At 67.6% G+C, this 15,536-nt stretch carries 15 protein-coding genes and 1 riboswitch; of the genes, 10 read left to right on the forward strand and 5 right to left on the reverse strand.

The annotated features are described in order from the left end of the window. Positions 1-10 precede the first annotated feature (10 nt). Positions 11-1,303 (reverse strand): TIGR00300 family protein, encoded by a 1,293-nt coding sequence (locus M3N53_11565; protein ID MDP9068963.1) that lies wholly within the window; start codon positions 1,301-1,303, stop codon positions 11-13. Further along, positions 1,293-2,060 (reverse strand): alpha/beta fold hydrolase, encoded by a 768-nt coding sequence (locus M3N53_11570; GenBank protein MDP9068964.1) that lies wholly within the window; start codon positions 2,058-2,060, stop codon positions 1,293-1,295. Before M3N53_11570 ends, M3N53_11565 begins: the two co-directional genes overlap by 11 nt. A 133-nt stretch (positions 2,061-2,193) precedes the next feature. Here M3N53_11570 and M3N53_11575 point away from each other — a divergent pair, with 133 nt between their 5' ends. Continuing rightward, positions 2,194-2,922 (forward strand): 1-acyl-sn-glycerol-3-phosphate acyltransferase, encoded by a 729-nt coding sequence (locus M3N53_11575; GenBank protein MDP9068965.1) that lies wholly within the window; start codon positions 2,194-2,196, stop codon positions 2,920-2,922. A gap of 6 nt (positions 2,923-2,928) precedes the next feature. Here M3N53_11575 and glpK read toward each other — a convergent pair whose 3' ends face one another. Then, positions 2,929-4,419, reverse strand: a complete 1,491-nt coding sequence (gene glpK, locus M3N53_11580) for a glycerol kinase GlpK (protein ID MDP9068966.1) — start codon at positions 4,417-4,419, stop codon at positions 2,929-2,931. Between the two features lie 32 nt (positions 4,420-4,451). Between glpK and M3N53_11585 the strand changes: the two genes are divergently transcribed. Together M3N53_11585 and M3N53_11590 are read left to right on the forward strand one after the other, a co-directional pair. Beyond that, positions 4,452-4,856 (forward strand): ATP-binding protein, encoded by a 405-nt coding sequence (locus M3N53_11585; protein ID MDP9068967.1) that lies wholly within the window; start codon positions 4,452-4,454, stop codon positions 4,854-4,856. Positions 4,857-4,932: 76 nt separating this feature from the next. After that, positions 4,933-7,497, forward strand: coding sequence for a hypothetical protein (locus M3N53_11590; protein MDP9068968.1), 2,565 nt, complete (start codon positions 4,933-4,935; stop codon positions 7,495-7,497). A 17-nt stretch (positions 7,498-7,514) separates the two neighbouring features. Here M3N53_11590 and M3N53_11595 read toward each other — a convergent pair whose 3' ends face one another. Beyond that, the gene (locus M3N53_11595; GenBank protein ID MDP9068969.1) at positions 7,515-8,534 is read right to left on the reverse strand and encodes a septal ring lytic transglycosylase RlpA family protein; all 1,020 of its coding nucleotides are present in this window, start codon (positions 8,532-8,534) and stop codon (positions 7,515-7,517) included. Between the two features lie 90 nt (positions 8,535-8,624). Here M3N53_11595 and M3N53_11600 point away from each other — a divergent pair, with 90 nt between their 5' ends. The 7 genes from M3N53_11600 to M3N53_11630 all read left to right on the forward strand — a co-directional run bounded on the left by M3N53_11600 (position 8,625) and on the right by M3N53_11630 (position 15,007). Further along, a complete protein-coding gene (locus M3N53_11600) occupies positions 8,625-9,656 on the forward strand; it encodes a 6-phosphofructokinase (GenBank protein MDP9068970.1) in 1,032 nt (343 codons plus the stop codon). A gap of 42 nt (positions 9,657-9,698) precedes the next feature. After that, positions 9,699-10,757: a beta-eliminating lyase-related protein gene (locus M3N53_11605; protein ID MDP9068971.1), complete on the forward strand. Its 1,059-nt coding sequence runs from the start codon at positions 9,699-9,701 to the stop codon at positions 10,755-10,757. Between the two features lie 48 nt (positions 10,758-10,805). Further along, on the forward strand, positions 10,806-11,255 hold the full coding sequence (locus M3N53_11610; protein MDP9068972.1) for an ATP-binding protein: 450 nt from the start codon (positions 10,806-10,808) through the stop codon (positions 11,253-11,255). Next, positions 11,256-12,773, forward strand: a complete 1,518-nt coding sequence (locus M3N53_11615) for an FAD-dependent oxidoreductase (GenBank protein MDP9068973.1) — start codon at positions 11,256-11,258, stop codon at positions 12,771-12,773. Between the two features lie 15 nt (positions 12,774-12,788). Next, positions 12,789-12,895, forward strand: a riboswitch (TPP riboswitch). A gap of 22 nt (positions 12,896-12,917) precedes the next feature. Then, positions 12,918-14,024, forward strand: a complete 1,107-nt coding sequence (thiO, locus tag M3N53_11620) for a glycine oxidase ThiO (GenBank protein ID MDP9068974.1) — start codon at positions 12,918-12,920, stop codon at positions 14,022-14,024. Then, entirely contained in the window at positions 14,021-14,230 is a 210-nt protein-coding gene (gene thiS, locus M3N53_11625; protein MDP9068975.1) for a sulfur carrier protein ThiS, read from the forward strand. The genes thiO and thiS overlap by 4 nt, the downstream gene beginning before the upstream one ends. Next, positions 14,231-15,007 carry a thiazole synthase gene (locus M3N53_11630; protein ID MDP9068976.1) on the forward strand — a complete coding sequence of 259 codons (777 nt, stop codon included), beginning with the start codon at positions 14,231-14,233 and terminating at the stop codon, positions 15,005-15,007. A gap of 12 nt (positions 15,008-15,019) precedes the next feature. Here the strand turns inward: M3N53_11630 and M3N53_11635 are convergent, their stop codons facing one another. Then, entirely contained in the window at positions 15,020-15,514 is a 495-nt protein-coding gene (locus M3N53_11635; protein ID MDP9068977.1) for a DUF427 domain-containing protein, read from the reverse strand. Positions 15,515-15,536 lie beyond the last annotated feature (22 nt).

Consider the following 15,536-nt stretch of genomic DNA (forward strand, 5'->3'; position numbering starts at 1 on the left):
CGACCGGCGCTCACAGCGTGGTACGGGATCCTGCGGTTCTTACCTCGGCGTCTGCCCCCGCGGGACGGAGCTCCTCCCGCGCGAGCTTCTCCGCCAGCTCGCGGATGAACAACCCGACGTCGGTGATGATGCCGATCGATTGGAACGAGCCGCGATCCATGAGCTTCGTGACCGTTGCTTGATTGATGTCGACGCAGACGAGAGGGACGTGCGCAGGTAGGCAGTTACCGGTCGCGATCCCGTGCAACATCGTCCCGACGACGATGCAGAAGCCGATCGGGTTCTCGTCGCCGTCGCCCCAGATGACGTGGCGCAGCAGATGTTGCACCTCGCGCATATCCGTCACGACCTCCGGTAGGGGGCCGTCGTCACGCACGCTTCCCCCGAAGATGTAGTCGCACCCGTGCTTCACCAGCTCGTACACGATGCCGCCGGCGAACACTCCCGCGTCGATCGCCGCTCTGAAGGAGCCGTGTCTTCTGATCTCGTTGATGGCGCGGATGTGGTGCTCGTGCCCGTGCTCGGCCGCGATTCCCTGCGCCAGGTTGACGCCCAACGACGTCCCGAACATGTTGGATTCGATGTCGTGCGCGGCCACCCCGTTCCCGGCGAAGAGGGCGTCCACGTACCCGGCGCGGATCAAAGCGCATAGGTCCGGAGCCGATCCGGTGTGGACGACGGCGGGACCCGCCACCCACAGGATCCGGCGTCCAGACGCCTTCACCGAACGCATCTGGCTCGCGACTTGCTCGACCAGGAGGGCCTTCGGCTTCTCGCTCGAGACGTCCGACGACATGAACGAGAAGGCTTCTCCCGCGCCCTCGGGTCGTTCGGGAGGCGTGACCCTGACCCCGAGTCCTCCCATCACGATCTGCATACCGGTCTCGACGTCCGCCATCGGGATCGTGCGGGCGCGCCCTTCGCGGACGACGATGCCGCAGTCCATCTCTGGTCGCGAGACCTCGACCCAGCGGCCCTCTATCCGCACCTCTGTTCTCAGGTTGGTGGTGGAGTAGAAGCCGGGAGGGAACGCGCCCGCGACGTCGGCGGTCGCCAGCAAGGCGTCGACGATGCTCTCCGTGTTCGCTCCGTGCTGGCTCAGCCGCTCGATGAGTGCCGTGAGCTCCTCTTCCGACTCCGCGATTACTTTGATCCGTGCGGCCGACGTGTGTTCGTGCCGCGTGCCGATCTGAAGGTCCAGCATCTCGAAACTCGCGTTGCTGGCGTTGATCTCGTCGAGAGCCTTCGGCAGCGTGCCCGTATCCATGATGTGGCCCTCGAGCGTGATGATCTCAGTCGCCATGCTTGACCCTCTTCGTGATGAAGTCGTAGGTCCGCTCGAACACCTCGTGACGGTCGTGGTCCATCGTGATCACGTGATACGAGCGCTCGAACCACACGACTTCCTTATCCGTGGAGCCAGCTTGGTCCACGATCACCTGCGAGGCCTCCGGTGGAGCGGTGTGGTCGTTACGGCTGTGCATCGTGAGGATCGGCACGCGGAGGCTCGGGAGCAGGCGTTTGGCGCGCGCGGCGAACCTCAACATGTGTGGGACGGCCCGGACCGGCAGCCGGTCGTAACAGAGCTCGTCTTGACCCGGCTCGCAGATGTCGTTGCCGACGCCCGGGAATGACTTCAGCACCTTTCCGACGACCGGAGCCGCGAACCGCAGCGGGTCTTTGGTGAAGAGGAACGGGGCGATGGCGACGACGCCGGCGACCTGGTCCGGGCGACGCACCGCGCAATCGATCGCGAGGGCGGCTCCGAAGGAGAGACCGACGAGGAACACCTCTTCGTGCTCCGCCGAGAAATCGAGGAACTCCGTGTCCAGCGCCTGCACCCAGTCGTCGGCGTTCTTGAGGTTGAGCTCCTCCCACGAGGTCCCGTGCCCCGGCAGCCGGATGCCGCGAACCGACAGGCCCTTCTCGGCGAGATGCTCGCCCAGACCCCGCATCGACTTCGGGCTGCCGGTGAAGCCGTGGATCAACAACGCGCCCACGGGGCCACTACCGAGCGTGAACTCCTCGGCCCCCTCGCGGATCTCTAGCTCCTGTTGCATCGCACCCCCTTGTAACGCTTGCTCGCAGTCACATCCGCTTGCTCGAGTCGCCGGCTTGACGATTCTCCAACATCATGGTGACCTACTGAGTCGGGGGTAAGGCGCGCCAGAGCGCGGAGAGAGGTCGTTTCAGTTGGGTTACTGGGTCTTCAAGGCCATCTTGAAACCGATCCTGCGACTGCTTTACGGGATCAAGGTGGAGGGGCTAGAGAATGTCCCCAGGAAGGGACCGGCGATCATCGCCGCCAACCACGTCTCCTTCCTCGACTCCTTCTTCATCCCTCTCGTCGTGAGGCGCCGCAAGGTCACGTACCTCGCGAAGGCCGACTACTTCAAGAGTTGGAAGACCGCGTGGTTCTTCAACATGGCGGGCCAGATCCCAACCGAGCGCGAGGGTGGCCAGAAATCTGAGCAGGCGCTCAATACCGCGCTGCGCGTTCTCAAGGAGGGAAAGCTCCTCGGGATCTATCCCGAGGGGACCCGCTCGCCCACCGGCAAGCTCTACAGGGGTCGAACGGGCGTCGCGCGCCTCGCGCTCGCGGCCAAGGTTCCGATCATCCCGTGTGGCCTCATCGGGACCGAGGAGGTCATGCCGAAGGAGGCGAAGTTCCCGCGTCTGCTGGGGCGCCCGAAGGTGTTGGTGCGTTTCGGCAGGCCGTTGGACCTGGGTCGTTTCGCGGGCCAGGAACGGGATCGCTTCGTGCTGCGCTCGATCACAGACGAGTTGATGTACGAGATCATGCAACTGTCGGGTCAGGAGTACGTCGACGAGTACGCATCCCGTACCGCTACGGAAGTGTTGCCGGAATCGACCAGGTCGCTCGACGACATCGTCCTGTCGGAAGAGCCGCTCGCCGGGTAACCGGGCTCAGCCCGCCCAGTTCTTCGATCGCTCCACCGCCTTGCGCCAGCCTTCGTACAGGGAGTCGGCTTCATCGCGCGACGCGTCCGGTTCGAACTCCGCCGCGGCGCGCCAGCCGCGCCCGATCTCTTCTGGCGACGACCACACACCCTCCGCTAGCCCCGCGAGGTAGGCCGAGCCGAGCGCCGTCGTTTCGAGGTTCGCCGGACGCCTCACCGGCACCCCGAGCTGGTCGGCTTGGAACTGACAGAGCACGTCCATCACGCTGGCGCCGCCGTCCACCCGAAGCTCGGCGAGACCGACTCCCGAATCCGCCGCCATCGCGTCCACAACGTCGCGCGTCTGATACGCCATCGCCTCCACCGCGGCCCGCGCCAGATGGGCTTTCGTCGTTCCTCGCGTGATCCCGAGGTAAGCGCCGCGCGCGTAGGGATCCCAGTGCGGTGCACCCAGGCCCGTGAAGGCCGGGACGAGATACGTGTCGCCGGCGTCGGGCACGCTGGCCGCGAGCGGACCTGTCTCCGCGGCCGATCCGATGATGCCGAGGCCGTCGCGCATCCACTGGATAGCTGCACCTGTCACGAAGATCGCGCCCTCGGAAGCGAAGCTCGTGGTGCCGTCGAGGTCCCACGCCGTCGTCGCGAGCAGACCGTGTTGCGAGTGCGGCACCCGCTTGCCCGTGTTCATCAGGAGGAAGGAACCCGTTCCGTAGGTGTTCTTCGCCATCCCCTCCGAGAAGCAAGCCTGGCCGAACAGCGCAGCCTGCTGATCGCCCGCGACACCCGAGATCGGGAGCTCGGCATCGAACACCCCCGGCGCGGAGACGCCGAACCGGCCGCTGGTGGGGAGGACCTCGGGCAGGATCGCGCGCGGGATGTCCAGCCGTTCGAGGATCCAGTCGTCCCACGCCTGCTGTTCCAGCGAGTAGAGCATCGTGCGCGACGCGTTCGAGGGCTCCGTCACGTGCGCCTCTCCGTGCGTCATCTTCCAGATGAGCCAGGTGTCGACGGTGCCGAACAGCACCTCTCCTGCCTCCGCCCTCTTGCGCAGTCCGTCGATGTTCTCGAAGTACCAGATGATCTTCGTTGACGAGAAGTAAGGGTCGATCACTAGCCCCGTTCGCGCGCTGATCTCCTCCTCGAGCCCGTCGGCGCGCAGCCGGTCGCAGATCGCGGCCGACCGCCGGCACTGCCACACGATCGCGGGAGCGATCGGCTCCCCCGTGCGACGGTCCCACATCACGGCGGTCTCGCGCTGGTTGGTGATCCCGACCGCGGCGACATCGGCCGCGGTTACACCGGCATCCGCGATCGCCGCGGCAAAGATGCGCACGGCGACGTCCCAGATCTCGTTCGGGTCGTGCTCCACCCACCCCGGGTGCGGATAGCTCTGAGAGAACTCTGAATAGCCGCGTCCACGGACCTCGGCCCCCGGATCGAGCACGAGGGCAGTGATCCCGGTGGTGCCGGCATCGATCGAGACCACCAGCTCGGGCATCGCGCCTCCTCGGAAGGGTTCAGAATGGTCGGGTGCAAACCAGACCGGTGGCGGACAAAGCTAGCTTGTCCGGCCTCAGGAGATCGATCCGCGCCGACCTGTGTCGAGCGGGCGTCGACCCCTCGCTCACCTTCGACTGTCTGGTCGCCATAACGGAGGCGTGCACACAGGTCCTGCTGAAGGGTCGCCAAGATGGAGATGAGCCAGCCGTGACCTGGCAGATCGACCGAAGCCACGTCTGCTTCGAGGTGCGCGAAACGTGCTCGCGGGCCGCCTCGAAGGCGTCCCATCCGTCCGGGCGCTCTGCGACGGTGGCAGGTACCGACGCGGTGGGGGAGAACCTACCCCTGGCGGTGATGAAGAGCCTGATGGATGATGTGAGGGTTCTGGATGGGCCACGCGGGCGCACCATCTCCCTTACCAAGCTCATCCGATAGCGCTACTCTCCCCGGTGCGGGAGACAAAAAGGAAAATGCTGGAACCGTTCACGCACACCCTGCGGGAGGAACAGTCATGTCTGACCCGAACCACTCGCCTCACCTGATCCGCAAGGTCCACGACCCGGCGGACGGCCACACGCCCCCACCGCCCGCGCCCTCGGGCACCCTGGCGCACCCCGACGACATGCCGCAGTGGGTGGGAGAGCTGGCCGGGGCCTGGAACCGGGCGGCCAAGGCCGAGGTGGAGATCGCCAACTTCAAAGAGGATCTCGTCGAGATCGCATCCGACCTCCAGGCGCAGGAGGCCGCCGCTCGTGCCGCTCAGCACGCGGCGCTGAAGCAGGCGCGAGAGGCGACGGCGCAAGCAGAGCGCGCTGCCCAGGCCGCGGAGCGAGCGGCGAGCCAGGTCGAGAGGCAAGCCGCGGCCCTGGTTGCAGAGCAGCAAGCGGTCCGCACGACCCGGGAGGCCGTGGAGCTCGCCCAGCAGGCGGCCGCTCGGTCGACCGAGCAGCTCAACCTCCAACGGAGCGAAGAACAGAGCGCGCGCATCGCCCGGGAGACCGCTCTTCAGGCGGCTCGTATGGCGGCAGCGGAGGCGCAAGAGGCCAAGCAGATGGCGCTGGGGATCACTCGCGAGGTCGAAACCGCTGTGGGAGACGTTGTTCGCGCGGCTATCGGCTCGCTCCAACAGGCGGTCACGCGAGCTCGCGAGGAGGCTGGAGTAGCGGCACGTGAGGAAGCAGAGCGCGCCGGTCGGGAGGTCAAGGACGCTACGCAGCTGGCACTCCAGCAGGCGGTCGATGCGCTCGACCAGACCCGCGCGGCCGCGGCTCGCTCGGCACAGGACGCGATCCGCGCCTCGGAGGAGGGCATCGAGCGCGCTCGCGCAGCCGCCGCGTCGGCGGCACAGGTCGAGGCGTCTCGCTTGGCGCACCAGGCGCGCGAGGCCGCGGACCACATGGTTCAGGAATCCAACCGGTCCATCTCGGAGAACCGCGCTGCCGCAGAGATGGCGATGCGCAGTGCGGTGCAAGCCGTCACCGACGCCGCGGCGTCCGCGCGGCAGGAGAGCTCACAGGCTCTCCAACAGTTACGGGAGACGGCCGGCGGGGTGTCGCGCGAGGTGGCGGCGTCGTCGCAGAACAACCGCGGCGCGATCGAGCAAGCGGTTGCAGAGGTGATCACGGCGGCCCGCGAGGCGGTGCAGAGCGCGCGCGAATCCGCGGCCCGCGCGGCTAAGGAAGAGGCGGCCCGCGCGGTGCAAGAGGCGAGTAAGACCACGCTCGCGGCGACGAACGAAGCGATCCAGCAGATGCGGCTGGCCCAAGCCGCCGCCGAGGCGGCGGCCGAGGGCGCCCAGAGCTCGTTCCACGAGGCGGCTCGGAGCGCGCGCCGCGAAGTGGCGAACGGCGCGGTCGAGGAAGCCATCAATGCAGCCAAGGAAGCCGCTCGCGAAGAGGCAGAGCGCGCCGCGGCGGGTGTAGCGGCTCAGATCGCCGACGCCGCGGATCGCCGCCGCGTCCAACTCGAAGAGGCCGCAGCCGGGGCACTCGCAGGTGTGACCTCCGCCGTTCAAGAGGCGAAGGACGCGGCGCAATCGACGGAGGAGAGGACCGCGCGTATCGAACAGATCGCGCAGACGGCAGAGAGCGCGCTGGCGTCTGCCGGATCCGTCGTCGACGACGCCCGGGCAGCCGCAGTGGCCGCCGCCGCCAACGAGGCGCGGGCCACGCTCGAGCGAGAGACCGCACTCGTGCGGGAGGAATCGCGCCGCCTGCAGGAAGCGGCCGTCCAGGCGCTCGAGCAGGTGCTCGCCGCGGCTCGAGCCGAGTTCCAGGCGACCAGCGCCCAGGCCGCCGAGGCGGCGCAGCGAGCGGAGTCGCATGCCCAGCAAGCTCAGGCCGCGCACGAGGCGCAAGCCGCTGCCATCTCCGCAGCCGAACAAGCCGCTCAGGCCGCGCGCGAGGCCGCCGACCAGGCGACGCAGGAGGCTGCGGCACGAGCGACCCAGGAGGCCGCGGCGCGGGCTGCGCAGGACGCCGCCGAGGCGAGCCAGCGGGCTGCAGACACGGCTCAACAGGCGCTGATGCGCGCCATCGAGGACGCGAACGCGCATTTCGCCGAGCAGGAGCAGGTGCGGGGCGCTATGGCAGAGGCGACGGCTGCGGCCCAAGCCGCGGCGACCGGTTCGGACGACACCCTGGCGCGGATCAACCAGATGTGGAGGACCTTCGAGCAGGAGCAGAACGAGGCCCGGCGCAGCTGGGAGGAGTCCATGACGTCCGCGACCGAGGCCGCCAAGACGGCTCAGGGCGCGGCGAAGGCCGCGCAAGCGTCGTCGTGGGCCGCACAGAAGGACGCAGCCCGGGCGGCGAAGTACTCGATGAGGTTGGTCCGCACCAACGACGAGTACGCCGAGGTTGCCGACGACCTGGAGGAGAACGCCGCGTTGATCTCGCTCGACGGCGAGGGCGCGCCGAGCGAGAACCAGCCGGAAGACGGCGACTTCTGGTCCTTCGTCCCCGAGCACGCCGGAGATGACTTCCTGGACTCGGGGGCCGACGACGAGGAGTGGCTCGGGCGCCTGAAGAAGAAGCTCCCGTTCGGTCGCGAGCAGGAGTCCGAACCCAAGCGATAGCGGTGGGCTCGTAGGGCCTACTTCTTGACGAGGATCTCCGCCTCCACCCAGCCGACTCCGGCGCCGGTGAGACCGATCGCGTCGGCGGAGGCGCGGCTGAGGTCCAAGATGCGCTCGCCCACGTAGGGGCCCCTGTCGTTGACGAGGACCACCACGCCGCGGCCGTTGTGCTGGACGAAGAGCCAGGTGCCGAGTGGAAGCTCCTTGCTCGCGGCGGTGTAGAGGCTCGAGTCGAAGATGTCGCCGCTTGCGGTGTAGTTGCCCTCGAAGCCGGGGCCGTACCAGGACGCGAGGCCCTCGAAGGTGACGCCCGTGCCGACGTAGCCCGCGGGGATCCCGAGCGACGGCCCGCTGCCTCCTAGCAGCCGCAGGAATTCTTCGTCGGGGTCGGGAGCGAGTGCCGCGGCCTCCCGCGCCTGGCGCTCCAGCTCCGCGATGTCGGCTGTTAGCCGGGCGAGCAGCTGCCTGCGGGCCGAGAGGGCGTTTGTGATCGACGCCTCGACGGAGTCAACGCGCGCCTGCGCCGCCAGCAGCTTCTGCTTCCGCTCGTCGACCTCCAGCTGTCTCTGTTCGGCCGCCGCTTGCAGATCGACCGCCGCCTGGACCGCGTCTACATCTTCTGCGGCCGAAGCGACGGTTGCCTCCGCAAGCGCGAACAGTTGGTTCATGTCTGTGGCCGACAGCAACAGGGCGAGGTGGGTCGTGGAGCCGTCCATGTACGCCTCGACGGCGCGGTCGACGTATCTCTGCAGAGCTCGCTGATGCGCGGCCTCGGCGCGGTGCAGCTCCAGCTCCAATAGCCCGATGTCGCTGCTGACCTCGGCGATCTCGGCGGTGAGCGACACCTGTCGCGACTCCAGCCGCTCGAGGTCGTGCTCCCGCGCGCTCACTTGGTCCGCGACGAGCTGCGCCCGGGCGCGAAGCGACTCGAGGTCGCCTGCGGACGCACCGGGCGTCGCCAGCGCCGCGACGCCCACGCATGCCACCACCACGAGCGCGGCCGCTGATGTCCGATCGAGCCGGGTTCTCATGTCCATGTCGTCGGCTCCCGTCGTGGCCGGATTGAGCCGTTCGCCCCATGGCGTGAGAATCTCTTTTCCGACGGCTCTTTCGTGGAAGGGGAGCGAGTGGCCAGGATCGGCATCCTGACGGGAGGTGGTGACTGTCCCGGGCTGAACGCGGTCATCCGGGCGGTGGTGCGCAAGGGGGTGAACGAGTATGGCCACGCGATCGTGGGGTTTCGCGACGGCTGGCGCGGCCCCCTAACCAACAACGTTGTGCATCTGACGCCGGACAACACCTCGGGCATCTTGCATCGCGGCGGGACGATCCTCGGCTCGTCACGGACGAACCCGTTCAAAGAGGAGCGAGGGGTAGACCGGGTGCGCGAGAACCTAGCCGCCGAGAAGATCGAGGCGCTGATCGCGGTCGGTGGCGAGGACACCCTGGGGGTCGCCGACAAGCTTGCCGCTGAAGGGGTGAACATGGTGGGCGTCCCGAAGACCATCGACAACGACCTGAATGCCACCGACTTCACCTTCGGCTTCAACACCGCGGTCCAGATCTGCACGGACGCGCTCGATCGTTTGCACACCACCGCGGAGTCGCACAACCGCGTCATCGTGCTGGAGGTGATGGGCCGCCACGCGGGTTGGATCGCCACCTACGCGGGGATAGCGGGCGGAGCCGACGTCATCCTCGTGCCCGAGCGGCCTTTCGACATCGAGCAGGTCTGCGAGCACATCCGTCATCGCCATCAGAAAGGACGGTTCTTCTCGATCGTGGTGGTAGCCGAAGGCGCCACACCTGTCGAAGGGACCGCCACCTTGCAAGAGGAGACGACCGACGCTTTCGGGCACGTTCGGCTCGGGGGCATCGGTGTGATGTTGGAGCAAGAGATCGAAGCTCGCACCGGGTTCGAGACCCGCGTAACGATCCTGGGTCACATCCAGCGCGGCGGCACCCCGACCGCGTTCGACCGGGTACTCGCCACCCGCTTCGGCATCGCCGCGATCGATGCCGTCGAGGAGCGCGATTACGGAAAGATGGTGGCTCTCCAGGGGACCGACATCGTGCGAGTTCCGATCGGCCACGGCGTCAGCGAGCTGAAGACGCTTGACCCGGAGGTCTACGCGGCGGCAGCGGTCTTCTTCGGCTGAACGGCGTCGGCTTCGAACGAACCGCGGCCTTATCCTCGTCGCATGCCTGAACGACATATCGATCTTCGTTCCGACACCGTCACGCGTCCCACACCTGAGATGCGAAAGGCGATGGCCGAGGCCGAGGTCGGAGACGACGTCTTCGGCGACGACCCGACCGTGAACTCGCTGCAGGAGTACGCGGCCGACCTCTTGGGGAAAGAGGCCGGTCTCTTCGTCCCGACGGGGTCCATGGGCAACCAGGTCTGCCTCGGCGCCCTGGCGCGTCCGGGCGACGAGGTCGTCTGCGACGCAGGGGCCCACTTCCTCCACTACGAGGGCGGCTCCGTTGCGGCGCACCTAGGGCTCATGATGCGGACCCTGTCGGGTGACCACGGCATCATCTCGGCCGAGCAGGTGGGCCACGTTGTCCGAGCCGGCAACATGCACAACCCGCGGAGCTCCGTTGTCGCGATCGAGAACACGCATAACGCGGCCGGCGGGCGCATCTTTCCCATCGAGGAAGCTCGGGCGGTATCGAAGGTGGCTCACGATGCCGGCGCTGCGGTGCACCTGGACGGCGCGCGGATCTTCAACGCGCAGGCGGCTACCGGCGTCGCTGCCGCTGAATGGGCAGCCTGCGCCGACACGATCACCTTCTGCTTCTCGAAGGGCCTCGGCGGTCCGATCGGTTCGATGGTCTGCTCCACCCAGGCCGTCATCGACGAGGCGCGGGTCCTGCGCAAGCGGCTGGGGGGCGGGATGCGGCAGGTAGGCGTGATTGCGGCCGCGGCTCGGGTGGCTCTCGAAACCGGACCCGCGCGGCTGCACGAGGACCATGACAACGCCCTGCGCCTAGCACAGGGTCTGAAAGACCTGCACGAAGATGCGATCGACGTCCGGACGGTGGAGACCAACATGATCTATCTGAACCTGGAGCCATTCTCGGTCCAGGCGCCCGAGGTGAGCTCAGCGCTCAAGCGCGAGGGCGTTCTCACACTGGGCATGCCGGGTTACCGCATGCGGTTGGTGGCCCACCGTGACGTGAACTCGGGTGACATCGACGCCGCGCTCGCGGCCTTCCGCTCCGTCCTGGCCTCCGACACCGCCGGCGCGTCCTAGTTTGCTTGGGTTGGTTTCGCGCAGCGGCAGGAGGGGAAACTCTTCTACGTGAACATCGTGTTCTCTCTCAACCTGCCGCGCGACGAGACCAGCGTGCCCGTGGTCAGGCGTATCTCTCGTGAAGCGCTCCACACCCTCGGCGTCGGCATCCCCTGCGTCGACCAGATCGAGGTTGCGCTGTCCGAGGCCTGCACCAACGTCCTGAAGCACGTCGACGGGACCGAGGAGGCCTACGAGGTGAAGGTGGAGGTAAACGAGAAGCTCTGCGAGATCCGCGTGATCGACACGGGCGGGGGCTTCGAGCACGAACTAGAGGGGCACACGCACGCGGAGCCGTCTGCCGAGGGCGGGCGAGGCATCTTCTTGATGCGCGCCATGGTCGACAAGATCGAGTTCACCTCGGCCCCCGAGACCGGGACGGTCGTGCGGCTGACGAAGAAACTGGACCTCGAACCTGATTCTGTGCTGGCGAAGCTCGTAGCGGGCGCTGCTTCTTAGGTGAAGCACCTTTCCGGCGGCAACGAATCCTTCTGGATCGCGTCCACTCCCGAAACCAGCTACCGGCCGGTCGTGGGCGATCACACCGTAGACGTGGCGATCGTGGGAGGCGGCATCTTCGGGATCACGGCCGCCTACCTTCTGAAGCAGGAGGGGCGGTCGGTCGCCGTCATCGAGGGCGATCGCATCGTGCGCGGCGTGACGGGTTACACGACCGCGAAGATCACCTCTAGCCAGAGCCTGATCTACTCGCAGCTCGTCAAGAAGGTGGGCGAAGACGGCGCGCGCACCTACGGCGAGTCGAACGAGGCGGCCCTGGCCAAGATCGCCGACCTCGTCACCAGCCTCGACATCGACTGCGACTTCGAGCGCCAGGACAACTACGTCTACACCGAGACCGACTCAGAGCTGTCGTCGGTGCAGGAAGAGGCCGAGATCGCGGCATCGCTGGGGCTGCCTTCATCGTTCGTGAGCGAGGGGCCGCTTCCGTTCCCGATCAAGGGCGCGGTCCGGTTCACCAACCAAGCCCAGTTCCATCCACGGAAGTACCTGCTGGCTCTGGCGCGACTCGTCGAGGGCGGCGGCAGCCACATCTTCGAACGCACCAAAGCGCTGGACGTGGACGAGGGCGAGCCCTGCCGCGTCGTAACCGAACGCGGGACGATCTCGGCGACGGACGTGATCGTGGCCACGAACATGCCGTTCCTGGACCGAGGCCTGTTCTTCGCGAAGGTCCATCCGCATCGCTCGTACGTGGTCGCCGGCTACGCAGAGGCTGCGTCGTCGGCCCCGCCTGGGATGCACATCTCGGCCGAGAGCCCCACCAGATCGATCCGTCTCATCCGCGACGGCGAGCGGACCTTGGTGATGGTCGGCGGGGAGGGTCACAAGACGGGGGAGGAGCCGGACACGGAGCGCTGCTACGAGCGGCTCGAGGCCTACGCGCGCGAACGTTTCGGTCTGACGAGCATCGACTACCGCTGGTCGACGCAAGACACCGTCCCCGTCGACCAGGTCCCCTACATCGGGCGTTACACGAGGAGCTCCGAGCACCTCTTCACGGGCACCGGTTTCCGCAAGTGGGGGATGACCAACGGGACGCTCGCGGCGATGTTGCTCACCGACCGGATCATGGGCAGAGACAATCCGTGGGCGGACCTCTACGACTCCAAGCGGATCAACGCGCCCGCGGCCGCCAAGGAGTTCGTCAAGGAGAACGTCCAGGTCGGCATGCGCTGGGTCGTCGACCGGCTCCAGCCACCGGGAGGGTCGCTCGACGACCTCCCCGCGGGTGAGGGCACGGTGATACGGCGGGGGCCCCAGCCGGTGGCGGTCTACAAGAACGAAGACGGTACCTGCCGCGGTCTCTCGGCGGTGTGCACGCACCTGGCCTGCATCGTTCACTGGAACACCGCCGAGAAGAGCTGGGACTGCCCCTGTCACGGGTCGCGTTTCGACCTGGACGGGAGCGTCATCCAGGGGCCCGCGACGAAGCCGCTGGAGCCGAAAGAGGTCTAGCGCGCTCTAGACTCGCGGAGACAGCAGGGGAGCCCGAACCCGGGCTGAGAGGCGAGCGGAGCTCGCGACCCTGGGACCCGATCGGGGTAATGCCCGCGTGGGGAGGCCGTCATCTCCAGCTCATCCGCTTCGAAGGACCGGGTGGTGATCGCGGGCGGCGGCGTCATCGGCCTCGGGATCGCGTGGCGCGCTGCATCCGCAGGCCTGGAGGTCGTGGTGGCGGACGCGAGACCCGGCCGAGGCGCGTCGTGGGCAGCCGCCGGGATGCTCGCGCCCGTAACCGAGGTCCATTACGGCGAGGTGCCGTTGTTGGCGTTGAACCTGGAATCGCATGCTCGCTACCCGCGCTTCGTGGCCGAGCTCCAACGCGATGCCGGTGTAGCGGTCGGCCACCGGCGCTGCGGCACCCTCTTGGTGGCGCGCGATCAAGACGACAACGCCGCGCTCGCGGAGGTGTTCATGTTCCAGCAACGTCTCGGGTTGGAGGTCACGCGGTTGCGAAGCCGCGAGGTGCGCGACCTGGAGCCCTCACTGGTGCCGTCCGTGCGGGGCGGGATAATGGTCGAGGGGGACCACCAGGTAGACAACCGATCGCTCGTCGAGGCGCTGCTGCGCGCGTGCGCCGCGAGAGGCGTGACGTTCGAGGTAGCGAAGGTGGCGCGCGTCGACATCGAGGACGACTCGGTGACCGGAGTGGTGTTGAGCGACAGGCGTCACCTCGCGGCCGCGCAGGTCGTGATCGCCGCGGGCGCGCACAGCGGGCGGATAGACGGCACCCCGTTGCTCCGGGTTCGGCCCGTCAAGGGGCAGCTCCTGCATCTGCGGTCGCGCGACGCGACGCCGCTGCCCTCGCGCAACATCAGGGGCCTGGAGGTCTATCTGGTGCCGCGCCCGGACGGGCGTCTCGTCGTCGGCGCCACCGTCGAGGAGCAGGGTTTCGACCCAGCAGTTACCGCCGGCGCGGTACACGATCTGTTGCGAGCGGCCTCGGAGCTCTTTCCCGGGGTTGCAGAGATGGAGCTGGTGGAGGTCGCGGTTGGCCACCGCCCCGGGACGCCGGACAACGCGCCGCTGCTGGGACCGGCGGGCGTGCGCGGCTTGATCATCGCCACAGGGCACTACCGCAACGGCGTTCTGCTGCTGCCCGTCACCGCCGACGCGATCTCGGCGCTTCTGAACACCGGTGAGGTGCCGGGCGAGATCGCGCCCTTCTCGCCGCGCAGGTTCGATCGGGTGGAGCAAGCGTCGTGAACGTGACGCTGAACGGGCAGAGCGCGAACCTTCGCGACGAAGCCACGGTGTTCGACGCGGTCTTGTCGTTGAACCCCACAGATGCAGCCATGAGAGGTGTCGCGGTTGCGGTGAACGGAGAGGTGGTATCGCGTGCGGCATGGCGCACTCTCCAGCTCCACGAAGACGACCGCGTCGAGGTGCTGCGCGCTGTAGGAGGAGGCTAGGTGGAAGATCCACTGGTCATAGCGGGCGAGGTGTTCTCGTCCCGGTTGATCATCGGCACCGGAGGAGCCACCAGCCTCGACGCGTTGGAGGAGGCCGTGATCGCCTCGGGGGCCGAGATAGCGACCGTCGCGTTGAGGCGGGTGGACCCCACCGCGCGCGGCTCGATCCTCGACGTTCTGGAGCGGACCGGGTGCAAGGTGCTCCCCAACACCGCAGGCTGCTTCACCGCAAGCGACGCGATCGCGACCGCGCGGCTCGCGCGCGAGGCGTTCGGCACCGACTGGATAAAGCTCGAGGTCATCGGCGACGACCGGACCCTGCTGCCGGACCCGGTCGGGCTGCTGGAAGCGGCCGAGGCTCTGGTCGACGAGGGATTCGTCGTCCTGGCCTACACCAATGACGATCCCATCCTGGCGACGCGGCTAGCGCGGCTCGGCTGCGCCGCGGTGATGCCGCTCGGTTCTCCCATCGGCAGCGGGATGGGGATCCGCAACCCCTACAACATCCGGTTGATAACCGACCAGGCGCGCGTGCCGGTGGTGCTGGACGCGGGTATCGGAACGGCGTCCGACGCAGCGCTCGCGATGGAGCTCGGCTGCGGGGCCGTGCTTGCCGCCAGCGCGATCACGCGCGCAGAGAAACCGGCCGCTATGGCGGAGGCGATCCGCAAAGCGGTTGAAGCCGGACGACTTGCGCGGAACGCGGGCCGGATCCCGCGGCGTCTCTATGCAGAGGCCTCAACCACTTTCGAGGGGCTCCCAGACCTCGAGTCGTAGTTTCGTTCAGGTCTACCAACCGTCGCTGCCGGGGATCCCCTTGAAGGGGCCGACGATGTCGTCGGTGATCCAGCCTCCGTAGAAATCTCCCGGCTGTGGTCGCACTCTCTCGTCGTCTAGATAGGCGGCGTCGACGCGGCCCGGGTAGAACGCGATGAACCCCTGCAGTTGGCGGAATGGCTCCGTCGGCTGCGCGTAGCTCCATGCTGCCCGGTGCGAGACGCGGCCCCCCAGGTCGAGGTCGAAGTAGGAGGCGTGTCCTTTCCATTCGCAGAACGACGCATGCTCCACCGGAACCAACAGATCCATCCGGACATCCTGCGGCGGGACGTAGTACACGGGTGGACCCGCGGTCTCGCACACTCGCAGGGCCGAGCCGGACTCGGCTACGGCCTCGTTCGCGAAGACCACCCTCACGTGGCGGCGGCTCGGCTCTAGCCGAGGCGGCCGCGGGTAGTCCCATACCGACTCCTGTCCCGGCCCGGGTTCGATCCGCTGCGGCTTCATCCCCCCCATGTTGACATCGCTA

This window comes from Actinomycetota bacterium, assembly GCA_030776625.1.
GTDB lineage: Bacteria > Actinomycetota > CADDZG01 > CADDZG01 > WHSQ01 > MB1-2.